The sequence below is a fragment of the Streptomyces griseoluteus genome (genome assembly GCF_004784465.1).
Taxonomy (GTDB): Bacteria; Actinomycetota; Actinomycetes; order Streptomycetales; family Streptomycetaceae; genus Streptomyces; species Streptomyces griseoluteus.
Genome location: NZ_SRRU01000009.1, coordinates 194888 through 209968, shown reverse-complemented (window position 1 = coordinate 209968; position 15081 = coordinate 194888). Strand labels below are relative to the sequence as shown.

Genomic DNA, 15081 nt, shown 5'->3' with positions numbered 1-15081 from the left:
GGGCGGAGAAGCGCCGTCCGCCCGCGTGTTCACCCCTCCCCAGCAGCCGCTTCCCCCGTATCCGGCCGGGAAGCCCCGGTGCCGGACCGTCAGTTCAGCTTGAACTTCTGGGCGGCGGACCCGTTGCAGTCCCAGATCCGCAGCCGGGTGCCGTTGGCGGTCGTGCCGTCGGGGGCGTCCAGGCAGCGGCCGGACTGGGGGTTGCGCAGCGAGCCGTCGGCCTGCTGCTCCCACTTCTGGCCCCCGGCCCCGTTGCAGTCCCACAGCTCGACCTGGGTGCCGCCCGCCGTGCCGTTGCCGTTGATGTCGAGGCAGCGGCCGAGGGTGGAGAGCGAGGAGTCGGAGCGGTGGAACCAGTGCTGGTCGACGGACCAGGTCTGGCAGTCCCAGAGCTGGACGGCGGCGCCGTTGACCCCGGTGTCGTCGGCGGCCACGTCGACGCACTTGCCGCCGGGCGCGGCGACCGGTGCTCCGCCGTTGACGGAGAACTTCTGGGCGGCGGAGCCGTTGCAGTCCCAGATCCGCAGCCGGGTGCCGTTGGCGGTCGTGCCGTTGGGCGCGTCCAGGCAGCGCCCGGACTGGGGGTTGCGGAGTGACCCGTCGGCCTGCTGGACCCACTTCTGGCCGCCCACCCCGTTGCAGTCCCACAGTTCGACCTCGGTGCCGTTGGCCGTGGAGTTGCCGTTGATGTCCAGGCAGCGGGAGATGGTGCCGAGGGAGGTGTCCGGGTTGTGGGTCCAGTGCTGGTCCTCGGCGTAGCTCTGGCAGTCCCAGAGCTGGACGGCGGCGCCGTTGACCCCGGTGTCGTCGGCGGCGACGTCCACGCACTTGCCGCCGGGGCCGGTGATGGTGGCCTGGGGGCCGTTGGGCACGTTGGTCTGGCCGGAGTAGCCGGCCGCGACGACGTTGGCCTGCACCGCGTTCTCGGCGGCGTCGGAGGGATAGCCGGAGACCATGGCGCCCTCGAAGAAGGTGCCCATGTTCCAGTTGCTGTTGTCCCCGCCCGTGCCGAGGATGATGCCGCCCTCCTGCTGCATGGGCCGGTAGCCGCCGCGCGAGGGCAGCGCGCCGTCCCACCAGGTGCTCAGGGAGCCGGTCTGGGAGTTTCCGCCCTTGAGGGCGTACCGGGTCTGGCCGTCGTTCTTCAGCACGGCGGTGACATAGGTGCTGCTGTTGCCCCGGTTGGCGGGGTTGGAGCCGTTGTCGCCCTGGAACATGCCGTTCTCCAGGTCGGCCTCGACCCAGGGGCCGTTGCCGGTGCAGGGGGCGAAGTAGCAGGTGGTGGCGATGGAGACGGCGTCCATGTGGCCGTTGCCGGTGTCGGCGGGGGTGCGCTCGGCGTTGCCGTAGTCGAAGCAGCAGGCGGAGCCGACGTGGGTGCCGCTGGCCACCATGTAGACGCCCTCGGGCTGTCCGTCGACCGCGACACCGGAGGCGGCGCCGTTGGAGCGGTAGCCGACGCCGGGCGAGATCCAGATGCCGTAGACCTTGTGGCCGCCCGCGGTGACGGCGAGTTCGCTCGCGTCGGCGGCGCGGTCGGCGCCCATTCCGGCGGTGCCGGCCGGGCCGGGGTCGAGGTCGTTGTGGCGGCTGGTCTGGTCGTAGATCTTCGTCATGCGACAGGTGGTGCCGCCGCAGAAGGTGTCCTGGCGGCCCGCGTCCGCGTATCCGCCGGTCGCCAGGAGGCCGATGTCGGTGGCGGCCCCGTCCGAGGCGCGGGTGACCCGGTACAGCGGGCCGTTGTAGCCGGCGAACAGCGCCCGGACGGTGCTGTGCGCGGCGACGCAGGGGGTGCCGGCGGCGGCGTAGATGTCACAGGGCGCCGAACCGGCGGCCCGGGCGGGCGCGCTCAGCCCGGCGAGGGCACCGAGCAGCAGGGCGAGCACGGACAGGACGGCCCCCAGGCGCCCGCGGAGACCTGGTAACACGGCTGATCTGAATGCGCGCATCGTCTGCTCCTTCGGCCGGCGGTGTGGTGGGGAGGCGGAGTCGGTGACTCCTCACGGCCGCTCGGGAACGTACGAAGCACGATCGAACACGTCAAGATTTGTTGCTTCAGACTTGCCCAGGCTTTTGCCTGTGTGGCGATTTGTTGCTTTGGGCGGGCCGAACGTCAGCTTCCGCCCAGCAGCCCCCGCATCGTCGCCAGGTCCGCGTCCTCCTGGGTTTCGCGGGTGCGGGGGCCGCAGGCGCGCAGCAGGCGGCTGAAGTCGGCGGCGGCGGCGTTGATGCGGGCACCGAGGCCCGCGCCGTCCTGGGTGCCGAAGTCGCTGGTGGCGGCGTAGACGGGGCGCGGGGAGACGATCGCGTGGAGGTAGGAGAACATCGGGCGCAGCGCGTGTTCGAGGACGAGGGAGTGCCGCTCGGTGCCGCCGCTGGCCGCGATGAGGACGGGCATGTCGGAGAGGGTCTCCTCGGGGAGCACGTCGAAGAACGACTTGAACAGACCGCTGAAGGACGCGTTGAAGGCGGGGGTCACCGCGATGACCCCGTCGGCCCCGGCGATGGTCTCGAAGGCCGTGTCCAGCGCCTCGCCGGTGAAGCCGGTGAGCATCGCGTCCATGATGGGGTGCGCCAGCGGGCGCAGTTCGACGAAGGACAGCTCCACCGGCTCGCCCTGCGCCTCGAGTTCACGGGTGACGGCCGCCGCCAGCCGGTCCGCGAGGAGCCGGGTGGAGGAGGGCTCGCGCAGTCCGCCCGAGATGATGGTGATCTTCATCGCGCCTCCGCGTCGCCTTCGTCGGTCGCGTCCTCGCGTGCGCGCAGCAGCGAGGCGTGGGTGGGGCCCGCCGGGGTGCCGGCGGGCCGGTCCTTGGCGAACTCCCGGCGGAGCACGGGGACGACCTCCTCGCCGAGCAGGTCGAGCTGTTCGAGGACGGTCTTCACCGGGAGCCCGGCGTGGTCGATGAGGAAGAGCTGACGCTGGTAGTCCCCCACGTACTCGCGGAAGCCCAGCGTCTTCTCGATCACCTCGGCCGGTGAGCCGACGGTGAGCGGGGTCTGCCGGGTGAACTCCTCCAGCGACGGCCCGTGTCCGTACACCGGGGCGTTGTCGAAGTAGGGACGGAACTCGTTGACCGCGTCCTGGCTGTTGGGCCGCATGAACACCTGTCCGCCGAGCCCCACGACCGCCTGCTCCGGGGTGCCGTGACCGTAGTGCGCGAACCGGCGCCGGTAGAGACTGACGAGCTCTCGGGTGTGGGAGGCCGGCCAGAAGATGTGGTTGGCGAAGAAGCCGTCCCCGAAGTAGGCGGCGAGTTCGGCGATCTCGGGGGTGCGGATGGAGGCGTGCCAGACGAAGGGCGGTATGTCGTCCAGCGGGCGCGGCGCCAGGGTGAAGCCCTGCAGCGCGCTGCGGAACTTGCCCTCCCAGTCGACGGTCTCCTCGCGCCACAGGCGGCGCAGCAGGCCGTAGTTCTCGACCGTGAGCGGGATGGCCTGGCGGATGTCCTGGCCGAACCAGGGATAGACCGGGCCGATGTTGCCCCGGCCCAGCATGACGTCGGTGCGGCCACCGGACAGGTGCTGGAGGACGCTGAAGTCCTCGGCGATCTTCACCGGGTCGTTGGTGGTGATCAGCGTGGTGGACGTGGAGAGGATGATCCGCTCGGTCTGCGCGGCGAGGTAGGCGAGCAGGGTGGTCGGCGAGGACGGCACGAAGGGCGGGTTGTGGTGCTCGCCGGTGGCGAAGACGTCCAGTCCGACCTCCTCCGCCTTGCGCGCGATCGCGACGGTCGCCCGGATGCGCTCGGCCTCGGTGGGGGTGTGGCCGGTGGCGGGGTCGGGGGTGACGTCCCCGACGGTGAAGATGCCGAACTGCATCCCGGCCGCGCCGGTCGCTTCCGTCGACGCCATGCTGGGCTCCTTCGGACGCTTCCGCGGAACTGGCGTACTGAGGCGGGGTGTCCCGTCACCCTGTCCCGTCATCGTGTCACGGCGGGTGCGATCCGGCACGGGCGGGAAGGAGGCGAGGCTGTGGGGCCCGTGGGAGAATCGGGGGGTATTGCGGCCGTACGACTGTCATGCCGGAATCAGGCGGTTCGAAGCCGGCATGACAGTCGTACGGCCGTCGAGAACACGTGGATCGATCCGCCGGGAGGCTCCCGTGAGCGAACGTCCCGAGGCGTGGCCGGTGCTGGACCACGCGGAACTGGGCCCCATGCTCGAGTATGTGAACCGGGTGGTTCAGGTCGCGGGCAAGTACTCGCTGGACGACCCCTTCGAGGTCGGCTGGGGCAACATCGTGCTTGAGGTCTCCCCGCGCGGGCTGCGCACACCGACCTTCCGGCGGGACGGGGCGACCTTCACGGTGCATTACCGGCTGCTCGACGGTGACGTGGTGATCGAGACCGAAGGCGCCGCGCGGACGCTGTCGCTGGGACGGACGTCGGTCGCCGACTTCTACGCCTCGTTCTGCGAGGCCGCGTCCGAGCTGGGCATTCCGCACCCCGGCAGCGCGCAGATCTGCGAGATCCCCGCCGCCCCGCCGCACTTCGAGGACGACCGGGTGGAGCGGGTGTGGGACGCGCACTCGGCGCGGCTGATCTGGGAGGCGTTCGACCGCGCCGCGGGCGGTCTGGAGGCGTGGCAGGCCCCGTTCCTCGGGCACCGGCCGCGCGTCGGCGTGATGTGGGGCGGGTTCGACCTGTCGGCGACCCGCTGGCGCCCGAAGCGGACGGACCCCGGTCCCGAGGGCCCGCCGTTCATGCGCAACGCCCAGTTGCACGAGTACGTCTCCGTGGGCTTCTCCTTCGACAACACCCACGGCGACGGCAGCAGCCCGCTGGACATCGGGATGTACGCCTACATCTGGCCGCAGCCGGACGGTCTCACCGGCCGGTCCTGGGGTGTCGAGGGCGCCGACTGGCACCCCGGCCTCGGGCTCGCGCTGCTGCCGTGGCAGAACCTGCGCCGGCTGCCGGACCCGCACGGGGCGATCGTCAGGTTCGGCGACGCCGTGTACGAGGCGGCCGTGCAGACCGCGGGCTGGCCGGACGACCTGGTCGAGCCGCGGGTCGACGGCTGGTACATGAGCGAGCACCAGCCCTCGGAGCACCCCGAGCACGTGGGGCATCGAGGCTGAGCGGACCGGGCCTCGCCGAGGATCGGCCGCGCTGAACCCCGGCGGCCGGGGGTTCGAGCCGCTGGCTCTGCCCGCAGTTCGTCGTACCTCTCAACGGTCGTCGGAACTGATCGAGCGGGACGCCTTCCTGCTCGGCTGGTACGGCGGTCTCCCGCTCCCCGCGATCGACCTGGACTCGGTGCGCTCGCCGGGCCTGCGGGCGATGATGGGGCCGCGCTCCAGGGCTAGTCTTCGACAACCGGGTGGACCTCAGGCGGCCTTCGGCGGCGCCCGCGTCACCGGCTGGCCCGCGTCGTCGGCGACGGAGGACTTCCCGCTGCTCACCGGCGCGGGCCGCCATCCGCACGGGCGGCCAGGCATCCGGGGCGCCTACTGGATGCCCGGCTCGGTCGGCCCCACCCAGTGGGCGGCGGCCCCGGCACCGGGCCCGCCGAGAAGTTCCGCGGCCTCCCCCACAACCACTCCCCCCGCTACCTCCCCAGCGTCCGCCTCACCCTGGACACCGGCACGGCCGCCCTGGTCACGGCCGCGCTCGCCCAACTGGACCCGGCGGCCGTGGCTGCACCGCGCCCGGCCGGCGACACCGGCCTCGCCGGAGAACCCGGTGGCGGTGACCCGTACCGTTCGGGGTGAACCGCGTTGATCGCGCGGCCGGTTCGGGCGGTCCCGCTGCGGGGTCGGTCGTGTTCTCATCGTCAGGAGGTCTCCCGGGTGACCAGTCGGCTGGTGCTCGTCCCGCCCGCCATCGGGCCCGCGCTGCGGGAGGCCCGGTTCTACGACGGGTCCTCGTCCATCGACGAGACCGGGGCCAACCGGGCGCGGGCGGTGGCGGGGGCGTTGCCGGAGGCGGCGCGGGTCGTGCTGTCCCCCGGTGCGCGCTGCCGGGACACGGCCCGGGCGCTGGGACTGCGGGGTGTCGTGGCGGCGGAGCTCGCACCGCTGGACGCCGGGCGGTGGCGCGGGCGCACGCTGGCCGAGGTCGGTGCTGCGGAGGGGGAAGCGGTGACCCGGTGGCTGGCCGACCCGGACTGCGCGGCGCCGGGCGGCGAGTCGGTGCGCCAGGTGTGCGCACGGGTGGGGCACTGGCTGGAGTCGGTGCCCGAGGGCCGCACGGTCGCCGTCGTGGAACCCGAGGTGGTGCGCGCGGCCGTCGTACACGCGCTGGGCCTGCCCGTCGGCACCTTCTGGCGGCTGGACGCGGCGCCGCTCACCGCGACGGAGCTGTCGGGGCGGGCCGGACGCTGGAACCTGCGGCTGGGGCGCGCGCTCGGCGGTGAGTAGCTGGGGCTGGGACTCGAAATGAGCTGGTCCCGGCCCAGTCGTGTGCCTCCGCGGTTCAGGCGGTGCCCGGCTCGGCGTTGATCCGGAAGGTGATCACGTCGACTTCGTCGGTCGCCGCCAGGTCCGGGTAGTGGCCCTTGAGGGCTTCCCGGAGTTCGGTTGCGGTGGTCAGCCCCTCGGCCCGGGCGTCCTGGTCGGTGAGGTCGCTGACCAGGCAGTGCCTGACGCCGGTCACCTCGGCGGGAAGGACGACTTCGGGGTCGCTCTCGAACACCAGCCGTGCCGGCCCGAGCCGGGCCGGGTCCCGGAAGCGGGTGGTCCTGGTCTTGGCGCCGGAGCGGACGTCTTCGAGGTAGCGGGGGTGGAACCGGATGACCGGGGGGCCGGCCGTCTCGGGGTCCTGGTAGAGCGAGGGGTCGAGACCGCTCATGCCCTCCGGGGTCCATCGCTGAGTCAGCGGCATCAGGTCGACGGCGAGAACGGACCTGGGCCCCTCGGGTGTGGGCACGATGACGCGCACGGTGGGGTAGTAGTCCACGAAGACCTGCCGATCGCGCCCGCACGGGCCGACGACCCCGCGCCCGTGGTTTCCCACGGCGACGATGCAGCGCATCTGGCGGGCGCCCTGGGCTCGTGCGGCTCCCAGAGCCACGAGTTCGGCGCAGGGTCCGCCGGTGAAGTGGTAGAGGTTCACGCCGGCGAACATCCGGTAGTCGGCGGCCATGACCGCGGCGCCCATCGTGTGGACCCCGTCCTCGTCGGGCCCGGCGTCGGTGTGCGCGTCTATGGTGCGGCGTGCCAGCTCCACGAGCTCACGCTCGTCGTCGTCGAGAGCTCGTGCGGATGACGGTACGTACACGTCTTCGGCCTTCCCCTTCTTCAGCGGTCGCCGAAGATCATTCCACGCCACGTGGGTGGTCCGGGTGAAAGGGGCCCCGGAAGATCTCCGGGACCCCTCTCGTCGGCACGTCCGGCTCAGTGGGAGGCGGCGACCGCCTGGCCCGTGCTGCGTGCCACCGCCGGGCGGGGGTTCAGCAGCCGCTCGGCCAACTCGCCGAACAGCAGGCCGAATCCGGCCCACAGCACCGTCTGGATGGCCAGAGCGGAGAGACGGAACCGCCACAGCAGGGTGGCCGGGAAGTGTTCCGGCACCTCGTTGACGACCGGCAGGAAGGCGTACGCCAGCCCGGTCAGCAGGGCGAAGGCGGCTACCGCGATCAGGGTCGCGTACCAGTTGCCCAGGCGTGGGGCGAGGCGTTTGCCCAGCAGGGTGGCGCCGACCGCCAGGAGCAGGCTGAGCAGCATCATCAGGAAGTACAGCGTGGTGCGCTTGCCGATGGTGTCGGCATCGCCTACCGAGGGCGGGTTGGCCGGGTACTTCAGGAACGGCACGACGTACACGGCGAGCAGCGCGGTGCCGGAGAGCAGCAGCGCGGTCGCGCGGGGGCCGAAGCGGCCGACGCGGCCGAGCGCGAAGCAGTAGGCGAGCGCGGCGATGCCGCCGAAGGCGACCCCGTAGACGAGGACGCCGGTGGCCAGTCCGGCGGTGGACTGGAGCGAGCGGGAGACCACTTCGACCTCGTGCTCGTGGGAGTGGTGGCCCTCGAAGTGGATGGCGCTGTCCACGTTGGGCTCGCCGAGGAAGTACGCGGCGATCAGGGCGAGCACGCCGGCGCCGAGGCCGGCGAGCATGCCCCGCACGAGGAGGTTTCTCACGGTTGCGGAGTTCATGGGTGCGCGGCGTCCCTCGCGTCAGTGGCAGGGGAAGCCGAGCAGGTGGCGGGCGTCGTGCACCCACTCGTGGACGTCCGTGCCGTTGAACACGGAGGTGGCGCCCTGCTCGGCGCCGACGAAGTACAGCAGGACCAGCATGAGGACGCCGAAGAAGACCGCCCAGGGCGCTATCTCCTTCAGCGGCAGCTTGGCGGGAACGGCGGGGTTTCCGGCTGTCGGCTGAGCGACGGACTGCGCCATGGCAGTACCTCCTCTGGGAGTTCGCGTCCCATCTCGGTGGTGCACAGGACGACGGCCACGGGTCTGACTCGCGCGGCCCCGTGAGGGACCGCGCACACAGTGGCGCGACCGTGCCGGTTTCTCACCGGCTTCCGTTTCGCCGTCGTCGATATCGCCCCGACGGTACCGCGTGCGCCCTGCCTGGCCAAGACCGCGCCCCAACGGGTGATCTTCCTCTCCCGAGGGGGGCGTCCTCGCGGCGTACGGATCAGAAGTCGCAGCCGGGACACATGGCCCTGGATGACACCGCGCGCCTGGCCCGGCGGCTCGTCGTCCCACAGGCAGGCGGTCAACCGGCCCATCGGCACCGGGGTGTTGGCCGACAGCAGCAGCGCCGCGAGCAGGCTGCGCCGGGGCCGAGCGGCAGCGGTCCCCGGCGCGTGTCGACGGAGACGGTGCCGAGCAGCCGGAACTCCACGGGGCATTCCTTCCGAGGCGGCCGGTGCGGGAGAAAACAGCAGCACATCGGCGGGGTTGCCCGGCGCCCCGCGATGGGTTCACGCCGACCTGTGCGTACCCTGCTGCCCGTGCCGTCCTCCCGTTTCCGCCGTGTCGCCGTCCTCGTCCTGGAGGGCGCCAAGCCGCTCGACGTGGGTATCCCGGCGCAGGTGTTCACGACCCGCGCGAGCATGCCGTACGAGGTGCGGGTGTGCGGAGCGGCGCCGGGTCTGGTGACGGGCGGCGACGGCCTGTCGTACCACGTGGCGCACGGCCTGGAGGCGCTGGAGTGGGCCGACGTGGTGTTCGTGCCGGGCTACCGGTTCCCGGACCGGGAGGACCCGCCGGAGCCGGTGGTGGCGGCGCTGGTCGCGGCGCACGAACGGGGTGCGCGGCTGGCGGCGATCTCGACGGGGGCGTTCGCCCTGGCGGCCACCGGTCTGCTGGACGGCAGACGGGCCACCACGCACTGGCACTACGCGCGCGCCCTGGCGGCCCGTCACCCGCTCATCCGGGTGGACGAGAACGTGCTGTTCGTGGACGAGGGCAGCGTGCTCACGTCGGCCGGGGCGGCCTCCGGCATCGACCTGTGCCTGCACATGCTGCGCGGCGAGTTGGGGGTGGCCGCCTCCAACCACGCGGCCCGGCGGCTGGTCGCGGCACCCTACCGCAGCGGAGGTCAGGCGCAGTACGTGCCGCGCAGTGTGCCGGAGCCGCTGGGCGAGCGGTTCGCCGCGACGCGGGAGTGGGCGCTGCACCGGCTCGGTGAGCCGCTGAGCCTCCAGTCGCTGGCCCGGCACGCCGCGGTGTCGCCGCGTACGTTCTCCCGGCGGTTCGCGGAGGACACCGGGTACACGCCGATGCAGTGGGTGACGCGGGCGCGGGTCGACCTGGCGCGCGAGCTGCTGGAGCGTTCGGAGCGGAGCGTGGAGCAGATCGCCGAGGAGGTCGGGCTCGGTACCGGCACCAACCTCCGGCTGCATTTCCAGCGCGTGCTCGGGACCACGCCGAGCGACTACCGGCGGACGTTCGCGCGGGGCGAGTAACTCTGGCGCGATTCTTGTGAACCATGGCGCTCCTGCCACTGCCGCGCCCGGCCCTTGTCCGCGAACCTGAGGGCGAACGGAAGGGACACCATTCATGACGCGCATCGCCATCAACGGATTCGGCCGCATCGGACGCAACGTGCTGCGGGCTCTGCTCGAACGCGACAGTGACCTCGAGGTCGTCGCGGTGAACGACCTCACCGAACCCGCGGGGCTGGCCCGGCTGCTGGCCTTCGACTCGACGGCCGGGCGGCTCGGCCGTCCGGTGGAGGTGGACGGCGACACCCTCGTGGTCGACGGCCGCCGCATCAAGGTGCTCGCCGAGCGCGAGCCGGCCCAGCTCCCCTGGGCCGAGCTGGACGTCGACATCGTGCTGGAGGCGACCGGCCGCTTCACCTCGGCGAAGGCCGCCCGCGCCCACCTCGACGCGGGTGCGAAGCGGGTGCTGGTGAGCGCCCCCTCGGACGGCGCCGACGTGACGCTGGCGTACGGGGTGAACAGCGACACCTACGACCCGGCGCTGCACACCATCGTGTCGAACGCCTCCTGCACGACCAACGCGCTGGCCCCGCTGGCCGCCGTGCTGGACGAACTGGCGGGCATCGAGCACGGGTTCATGACGACCGTGCACGCCTATACCCAGGAGCAGAACCTCCAGGACGGCCCGCACCGCGACCCCCGCCGGGCGCGCGCCGCCGGCGTGAACATCGTGCCCACGACCACGGGCGCGGCCAAGGCGATCGGTCTGGTGCTGCCGAACCTCGACGGCAAGCTGTCCGGCGACTCGATCCGGGTCCCGGTGCCGGTCGGCTCGATCGTCGAGCTGAACACCACGGTCGCCCGCGACGTCACCCGCGAGGAGGTGCTCGCCGCCTACCGCACGGCCGCCGAGGGCCCCCTCGCCGGTGTCCTGGAGTACTCCGAGGACCCCCTGGTCTCTTCCGACATCGTCGGCAACCCCGCCTCCTCCATCTTCGACTCGGCCCTCACCCGAGTCGACGGCCGTCACATCAAGGTCGTCGCCTGGTACGACAACGAGTGGGGCTTCTCCAACCGCGTGATCGACACGCTGGAGCTCCTCGCACGCTGATCAGCAAAATTCCGTGTGACGGTTCGGCACATGGGCGGCTCCAGGGCGTGCCCCGTGTTCCGGACCACCGGCAAGCCGGCGGCGTGCGCACAGGCCCTGCGCCTGCGCGTGCTGCCGGCGAGCGGACCCGTGGGTGAGTCACCCCGGTCCGGCTGACACTCAGTCTGGTCGGTGAGTGGCGTCCCGCAGGTACCGCAGCGCCGAGGCCGCCGCCCCCGCCCCGCACATGCCGTGGGCGCCCGGCCCCGGTGGGGTGGACGCCGAGCAGAGGTAGCGGCCGGGCAGGCCGGTCGAGTAGGGGTCGAGGGTGGGGCGGGGCCCCAGGACGAGTTGAGGGGCCGTCTTCGCGCCGGTGAGGATGTCACCGCCCGCGAAGTTGGCGTTGGCGGCGGCGAAACCGGCCGGGGTGGTGGCGCTCAGGCCCACGATCCGGTCTCGGGCACCGGGGGCGAACCGTTCGATCTGCCGCAGAATCGCCTCCGTGGCGTCCCCGGTGTAGCCGTACGGGACATGCGCGTAGGCCCAGACCGGGTGCACGTCGCCCACCGAGCGTCCGGGGTCGGCGAGGTACTGCTGGCCGACCAGGACGAACGGCCGCTCGGGCATGCGTCCGGCCGCGACGTCCCGCTCGGCCCGCGCGATCTCGGCGAGCGTGCCACCCAGGTGGACGGTGCCGGCGCGCCGGGCCTTCTCGTGGGTCCACGGAATTCCGCCCTCCACCGCCAGGTCGATCTTGAAGGCGCCTGGGCCCCGGCGGAACCGCCGGTAGGCGGACCGGGTCCGGACGGGCAGCCGGTCGCCGTAGATGGCCGCGGCCTGGCCGGGGTCGAGGTCGAGCAGCGTCACGTCGGCAGCCGGGATCTGGCGGTGGTCGGTGATGCGGACGTTCGTCTCGACGCGCCCGCCGTACTCCCGCAGCGCCTTCTCCAGCGCCCGGGCGATGGACTGCGAGCCCCCTTCGGCCACGGCCCAGCCGGCGGCGTGCCCGGAGACCAGGATGCCGAGGCCGATGGCCGAGGTGAGCGGGCGGCTCAGCGGACGGAAGGCATGGGCGGCGATCCCGGCCCAGAGCGCGCGGGTCTGCGGGGTACGGAAGAGGCGGGCCAGGGCGGCGGCGGGCAGGATGGTCGGCAGGCCGAAGCGGGCGAGCAGCAGCGGGTGGGAGGGGACGCGCAGCAGCGGGCCCATCACCTCGCCGGCGAGCGTGTCCCAGTGCCGTACCGAGGGCTCGATCAGCGCCCGGTAGCGGTCACCGTCGGGGCCGAGGAGGCGGGCGGTCTCCGCGACGGAACGCATCAGGACGCCCGCCGTGCCGTCGTCGAGGGGATGGACGCAGTCGACCTCGGGCAGGAGCCAGCGCAGTCCGTGCCGTTCCAGCTCCAGTGCGCGCAGGGCCGGTGAGCCGACGGCCATGGGGTGGATGGCCGAGCAGTGGTCGTGCAGCAGGCCGGGCAGCAGACCCTCGTAGCTGCGGGTGCCGCCCCCGACCTCGTCGGCGGCCTCCAGCAGCGTGACGTCGAGCCCCGCCTTGGCGAGGAGCGCGCCCGCGGCGAGCCCGTTGGGCCCGCCGCCGACGACTACGGCCGTGGCCCGCGGCCGCGTCGTGGATGTCATGGGACCGAGTCTGCCTTACCGACGCATGTCCCGAGTCCTCACCGGCAAGGCGGGCCCCCTCCGGCCGGAGGGGGCCCGTCGGTGTGCCGGCCTCCTTCTCGAAGTCGACGGTGCCCTTGCCGGTGCCGGGCGCGGCCCGCGTGGCGCGCCGCTTGGCCTCGTGGCACATGGTGGAGCAGTCGGCGCGTTGTCGGTGCCCGGCTCGCGCGCCACCAACTGGTAGAGAAAGGTGGCCTCGTTGCCGAGCCGACCGGAGGTGTGCAACGACGCCGTGCCGCGTTCTCCAGGCGGGAAGGAAAATCAAGCTCACAGGTGCGACCCCGTCAGGGGGCCGGAGTGACCGGTGCCGCCTCCTCGCGCCGCTGGGCCGAGAGCACCCGTTCCCGGCGGGCGACGACCAGCGCGGTGCCGGCGGCGCTCAGCGCGAAGGAGAGCAGAACCAGCCGGGGCCGCTCGAACCGGTAGCCGATCAGCCGGTCCAGGGAGTAACGGCCGGGACCGGTCAGGCCGATGCAGGTGGCGATGTAGCCGAGGTAGGCCGGGTACTCGTAGCCGCCCGCCGCGGCGAAGAATCCGTTGGGGCGGTGCACGGAGACGGCGCCGCCCATGCCCCCGGCCACGGCGGCACCGGCGGCGGGCGTGGCGAGACCGAGCGCGAGCAGGACCCCGCCGCCCAGCTCGGCCGACCCGGACGCGATGGCGCTCGCCTTGCCGGGGCGGAAGCCCATGGACTCCATGAACTTGCCCGTGCCCTCGATGCCTCCGCCGCCGAACCAGCCGAGCAGCTTCTGCGCGCCATGGGCGGCCAGTACGCCGCCGGTGCCCAGGCGTACGGCCAGCAGTCCGAGATCGTTGCGTCGGCCCATGGGGAGTCCTTCCGTCGGCGGAGCGGTCCGAACTGGGCAACACGCTAGCGACCATCGGGGCGGTACGCCCCCCGAAGGACGCCGGGGGCGCGCGGGCCACAGACCTCCGTCACCAAGAGGGCGCGGCCGCGGAGCCGGTGTCGCCCTGGGCACGCACTGGAGGGTCATCTGCGAGGTCCGGCACCTCGGGTCACCCGGAGCAGATGGCCGGTGTCGTGGCGGGACGTTTCGGCGTCCGCGATCTATCGTCGGCTTGCGTCCGCAGGCGGTGCGGTCCGGTGGCCGAACATGCTGGTACGGGCCCCTCGCCGCAGCCCGTTCGGCGGTTGCCGCCGTCTGCACCTCTTGGAGTGGTATGGCTTCCGGGATGCCCCCGCACGCGTCCGGACCGTGGGTCAGCGCGGCGCAGCTGCTGGGGCGGTGGAAGCTGTGGCTGATGCCCGCGGTGCTCAGCTCGCTGGTCGCGCTGGTGCTGTCCCTGCTGTACATGGGCGGCATCCTCACCCCGGAGGGCAGCCTGCACCGGATGCCGGTGGCTCTGGTGAACCTGGACGAGGGCAAGCCGCTGCCGGGCCAGAAGGCCAACGTGGGCACACAGGCCGCCCGTTCCATCCTCTCCTCCGGCTCCTCCGACGACCGGGTCCGCTGGCGCCTGATGTCACGGGCCAAGGCGCAGGACGAGCTGGCGTCGGGCCGGGTGTACGGCGCCCTGGTGATCCCGGCGGACTTCACGGCGACCGTGGGCGCGCTGGCCACCGCGGACGCCGAGTCCCGCCCGGAGCTGACCGTGCTGACCAACCCCGGCGTCGGCAGCCTGGCCTCCTCGCTGGCGGGGCGGATCACGCAGAGCGCGGCGCACCAGGTGTCGGTCTCGATCGGCAAGCAGTTGTCGGCGTCCCCCGAGGTGAAGCGGGCGAGCGCGGCGACCCGCGTGCTGCTCGCCGACCCGGTGGAGGTGCGGACCCAGGTGGGCCATCCCATCGGCGCCCACAGCGGGCTGGGGCTGAGCGCCTTCTACTACGCGCTGCTGCTGGTGCTGGCCGGGTTCATCGGCGGCAACATCATCCACAACGGCGTCGACAGCGGGCTCGGCTACGCCGACACGGAGATCGGCCCCTGGCACTCGCGGCGTCCGACGGTGCACATCGACCGGACCCAGACGCTGGTGCTGAAGATGGTGATGACGGCCGGCCTCTCACTGCTCACCACCTCGCTGATCATGCTGGCGACGATCGGCGTGCTGGGCATGGACGCCCCGCACGCCGGTCTGCTGTGGGTGTTCTCGTACTGCGCGACGCTGACGGTCGGGCTCGGGGTGCAGGCGATCAACGCGGCCTTCGGCAGCCTGGGCCAGCTCGTGTCGATGTTCGTCTTCATCGCGTTCGCGCTGCCGTCCTCCGGCGCAACCGTGCCGCTGGAGGCGGTGCCGGGGTTCTACCGGTTTCTCGGTGCCTTCGAGCCGATGCGCCAACTGACGGCGGGGGTACGGGCGATCCTCTACTTCGACGCCCGTGCCGACGCCGGGCTGGCGCGCGGCTGGGTGATGATCGCGATCGGCTTCGTGGTGGCCCTGGCGTTCGGCTTCGCGGCCACCCGCTACTACGATCGCCGGGGCCTGCACCGGATGGTGCCCCAGCCGGGCTGACCGCC

At 72.6% G+C, this 15081-nt stretch carries 14 protein-coding genes, 2 pseudogenes and 1 riboswitch; of the genes and pseudogenes, 7 read left to right on the top strand and 9 right to left on the bottom strand.

Going from position 1 to position 15081, the window contains the following annotated elements; all coding sequences use genetic code 11:
• Positions 1–89: 89 nt before the first annotated feature.
• The 3 genes from E5082_RS24340 to E5082_RS24330 form a co-directional block, all read right to left on the bottom strand.
• Positions 90–1949 carry an arabinofuranosidase catalytic domain-containing protein gene (locus E5082_RS24340; protein ID WP_135793389.1) on the bottom strand — a complete coding sequence of 620 codons (1860 nt, stop codon included), beginning with the start codon at positions 1947–1949 and terminating at the stop codon, positions 90–92.
• 164 nt (positions 1950–2113) lie between these two features.
• Positions 2114–2719 (bottom strand): CE1759 family FMN reductase, encoded by a 606-nt coding sequence (locus E5082_RS24335; RefSeq protein ID WP_135793388.1) that lies wholly within the window; start codon positions 2717–2719, stop codon positions 2114–2116.
• Positions 2716–3822 (bottom strand): LLM class flavin-dependent oxidoreductase, encoded by a 1107-nt coding sequence (locus tag E5082_RS24330; protein ID WP_135793547.1) that lies wholly within the window; start codon positions 3820–3822, stop codon positions 2716–2718. The genes E5082_RS24335 and E5082_RS24330 overlap by 4 nt, the downstream gene beginning before the upstream one ends.
• Before the next feature lie 283 nt (positions 3823–4105).
• Here E5082_RS24330 and E5082_RS24325 point away from each other — a divergent pair, with 283 nt between their 5' ends.
• From E5082_RS24325 to E5082_RS24315, 4 genes and pseudogenes are all read left to right on the top strand, one after another.
• Entirely contained in the window at positions 4106–5083 is a 978-nt protein-coding gene (locus E5082_RS24325; protein ID WP_135793387.1) for a DUF5996 family protein, read from the top strand.
• Positions 5073–5243 (top strand): annotated as a pseudogene (locus E5082_RS33590) (hypothetical protein); the annotation flags it as partial. The gene E5082_RS24325 and the pseudogene E5082_RS33590, both read left to right, overlap by 11 nt.
• Before the next feature lie 242 nt (positions 5244–5485).
• The gene (locus E5082_RS33035) at positions 5486–5716 is read left to right on the top strand and encodes a hypothetical protein (RefSeq protein WP_229918734.1); all 231 of its coding nucleotides are present in this window, start codon (positions 5486–5488) and stop codon (positions 5714–5716) included.
• Positions 5717–5794: 78 nt separating this feature from the next.
• Positions 5795–6364 (top strand): histidine phosphatase family protein, encoded by a 570-nt coding sequence (locus E5082_RS24315; RefSeq protein WP_135793386.1) that lies wholly within the window; start codon positions 5795–5797, stop codon positions 6362–6364.
• Between the two features lie 55 nt (positions 6365–6419).
• Here the strand turns inward: E5082_RS24315 and E5082_RS24310 are convergent, their stop codons facing one another.
• The 4 genes and pseudogenes from E5082_RS24310 to E5082_RS33030 all read right to left on the bottom strand — a co-directional run.
• Entirely contained in the window at positions 6420–7223 is an 804-nt protein-coding gene (locus E5082_RS24310; protein ID WP_208766251.1) for an ASCH domain-containing protein, read from the bottom strand.
• A gap of 116 nt (positions 7224–7339) precedes the next feature.
• Positions 7340–8095, bottom strand: a complete 756-nt coding sequence (locus tag E5082_RS24305) for a CbtA family protein (protein ID WP_135793385.1) — start codon at positions 8093–8095, stop codon at positions 7340–7342.
• Between the two features lie 21 nt (positions 8096–8116).
• Positions 8117–8338: a CbtB domain-containing protein gene (locus E5082_RS24300; protein WP_030813308.1), complete on the bottom strand. Its 222-nt coding sequence runs from the start codon at positions 8336–8338 to the stop codon at positions 8117–8119.
• Between the two features lie 36 nt (positions 8339–8374).
• A riboswitch (cobalamin riboswitch) is annotated at positions 8375–8526 on the bottom strand.
• A 57-nt stretch (positions 8527–8583) separates the two neighbouring features.
• Positions 8584–8795 (bottom strand): annotated as a pseudogene (locus tag E5082_RS33030) (hypothetical protein); the annotation flags it as partial.
• A 109-nt stretch (positions 8796–8904) separates the two neighbouring features.
• Between E5082_RS33030 and E5082_RS24290 the strand changes: the two are divergent.
• A complete protein-coding gene (locus E5082_RS24290; protein ID WP_229918733.1) occupies positions 8905–9861 on the top strand; it encodes a GlxA family transcriptional regulator in 957 nt (318 codons plus the stop codon).
• A 94-nt stretch (positions 9862–9955) separates the two neighbouring features.
• Positions 9956–10951 carry a type I glyceraldehyde-3-phosphate dehydrogenase gene (gap, locus tag E5082_RS24285; protein WP_135793383.1) on the top strand — a complete coding sequence of 332 codons (996 nt, stop codon included), beginning with the start codon at positions 9956–9958 and terminating at the stop codon, positions 10949–10951.
• 159 nt (positions 10952–11110) lie between these two features.
• Here the strand turns inward: gap and E5082_RS24280 are convergent, their stop codons facing one another.
• Both E5082_RS24280 and E5082_RS24275 read right to left on the bottom strand, forming a co-directional pair.
• Positions 11111–12565 carry a phytoene desaturase family protein gene (locus tag E5082_RS24280; protein ID WP_135793382.1) on the bottom strand — a complete coding sequence of 485 codons (1455 nt, stop codon included), beginning with the start codon at positions 12563–12565 and terminating at the stop codon, positions 11111–11113.
• A gap of 323 nt (positions 12566–12888) precedes the next feature.
• Positions 12889–13431, bottom strand: coding sequence for a DoxX family protein (locus E5082_RS24275; protein ID WP_135793381.1), 543 nt, complete (start codon positions 13429–13431; stop codon positions 12889–12891).
• A gap of 355 nt (positions 13432–13786) precedes the next feature.
• Here E5082_RS24275 and E5082_RS24270 point away from each other — a divergent pair, with 355 nt between their 5' ends.
• Positions 13787–15076: a YhgE/Pip domain-containing protein gene (locus E5082_RS24270; protein WP_135793380.1), complete on the top strand. Its 1290-nt coding sequence runs from the start codon at positions 13787–13789 to the stop codon at positions 15074–15076.
• Positions 15077–15081 lie beyond the last annotated feature (5 nt).